This is a genomic window from Mesorhizobium helmanticense, assembly GCF_003034915.1.
Classification (GTDB): domain Bacteria; phylum Pseudomonadota; class Alphaproteobacteria; order Rhizobiales; family Rhizobiaceae; genus Mesorhizobium; species Mesorhizobium helmanticense.
This window is the reverse complement of sequence record NZ_PZJX01000105.1, coordinates 1-1,902: the sequence shown is the minus strand read 5'-3', so window position 1 is coordinate 1,902 and position 1,902 is coordinate 1. Positions and strand designations below refer to the sequence as shown.

General features: G+C 58.8%; 3 protein-coding genes. 2 read left to right on the top strand and 1 reads right to left on the bottom strand.

Annotation, left to right across the window (positions count from 1 at the left end; all coding sequences use genetic code 11):
- The first annotated feature begins 318 nt into the window (after positions 1-318).
- Together C9427_RS33500 and C9427_RS35535 are read left to right on the top strand one after the other, a co-directional pair.
- A complete protein-coding gene (locus tag C9427_RS33500; RefSeq protein WP_425351709.1) occupies positions 319-657 on the top strand; it encodes a DNA -binding domain-containing protein in 339 nt (112 codons plus the stop codon).
- A 512-nt stretch (positions 658-1,169) separates the two neighbouring features.
- Positions 1,170-1,610, top strand: coding sequence for a glycerophosphodiester phosphodiesterase family protein (locus C9427_RS35535; RefSeq protein WP_107653183.1), 441 nt, complete (start codon positions 1,170-1,172; stop codon positions 1,608-1,610).
- Here the strand turns inward: C9427_RS35535 and C9427_RS33490 are convergent.
- The coding region (locus C9427_RS33490) for an integrase core domain-containing protein (RefSeq protein WP_146172653.1) at positions 1,531-1,902 on the bottom strand (372 nt) is incomplete at its 5' end. The two genes, C9427_RS35535 and C9427_RS33490, sit on opposite strands and share 80 nt — an antisense overlap.

Genomic DNA, 1,902 nt, shown 5'->3' with positions numbered 1-1,902 from the left:
TAACGTGGCGGTGAGATAGGCTGTAGGTTCGTCCTGGTCAAGACGGATGAGCGGACGGCCGAAGAGCCTGGAATCGGCCCGGAAGCCTGGCCCGCATTGCGGCGCATCCCAATGCCTTAGCGCGTTTCGGCCGTCGGCTCTGGGCCGACTTTTGATCTTATTTGGAATGTGAAATTAACGGCCGAACAGTCGGCCGGGTATCGACGGCCAGCCGAACAGTCTTGAGCTTTAGCAGTTCATCCCTAACCTGGAGTTGCATCGCCAAAGGAGCGTTCTCGCTTCGAGCGGCCACTTGCAGACGATGATCGGAATGTCGCCTTGAGGACGATATTCCCCTCGGTCCGGGTAGCCTGTCGAAGCGAAATCTTCGACCAGTTGTTTCCGGAGCCCGATATCGTGATGAAATACACAGACGTTGAACCTGGTCCTCAAGACGAAGTACCTTGGTCGGAAAGGCTGACCGCCTACGACAAAGAGCACTTCAAGACTTACTTGAGATTCCTGGACGCCTCCGCCGCCGACGCCAGTTCTGAGGAGATGGCGCAGGTCATCCTCGGCATCGACCCGGCGGAAGAGCCGGTGCGCGCGCGGAAAGCCGCCAGAAGCCATCTCGATCGGGCAAACTGGATGATGATGACCGGTTATTCGCGTAAATGACGATGAACGGGCGGCGACACACGCTTGTCCAGACGTGATCACGGCCGTCCGCCACAAGAATGGCATGACATCCGGGCCTGCGGGATACGTCTATTCATTGTCAAACTCCGCTGCTCGTACAGGCAGAATATTGGCTTCCCGACTGTCTGGCGTGCCATGCAGGTCAGCGGCGGCCGCTCGTCATACCTGGCCGGCGCAGCTAAGGCGGGAGAAGATGAAGCCGTGTTCTGGTGGCGGGTCAAAGCCGGACGATGTTCCCATGGTCTTCGTCGGGACATGTAGATATGCCACCTGGTGAGCCACCGCGGCAGCGGAGCCGCCACCCGCCGCACTGGCAAGCCGGTACCTCGGCAAAGCTGGCTGAAATGTTCTCCTGCGTCCCGGCAAGAACGAATGAACGCGAGGGAAGGCATGGTTTGGTCCCCCGCCTTTCCTATTCTGCGCAGATCATGCCGATAGCATCCGCGCGCTCCAGAACGACCCTCGAGAGATAAAATCAAGCTGCGACCTTCTTGCCGGTCCGCTTCGCCGGCGCCGGCGTTTCCGACTCTTTCGGTTTGCGGCCGAGACCGACCGGAACCGAGACCAAGACCCGCGGCATCGATCCACATCGGAAGCAGGTACTGCCTCACCGCGGCCTGTTCGATAATTCCGAGAGCATTCTCGAAAACACCATTTCAGCCGCCGATAATGCGCTCAAATACGGTTTCCATGGTGTCGAACTCGATCTTCGCGCTGATAAGAACGGCCATGCCTGGATGATTCACGACACCACACTCGGGCGGGTTACCGGCGATCCGAACAATTGCCTGATTCCGGATATCTCTACCGACGAAATCAAAAACATGAGCCTCTCGAAATGGAATCCCGTCACTAGGTGTTCAGTCCCGAGGTCAAGTGGACCGGATCGATGCGGAAGCGATGTGGCTGATTGGCCCATGCCGTGCAGATAGCTTCGTAAGGTGTAAGGCCACGAAGGGTCTTGAGCCGCCTGGCGAAGTTGTATCCATCGAGGAGGGCGGCAAGGTGATTTTCAAGTTGTCGGTGGGTCTCATAGTGATATCGCCGGACGGTTGCCTCCTTCAGCGTCCGGTTCATCCGTTCGACCTGGCCGTTGGTCCATGGGTGGTTGGGCTTGGTGAGACGGTGATCGATGCCAAGCCTCCAGCAGGTCCGGTCGAAGGGGTGGCCGCGCCAGTGCGCGGTCGGGCCATCCCGGTTCTTGGGCAGGTCGGCGAACTGGAT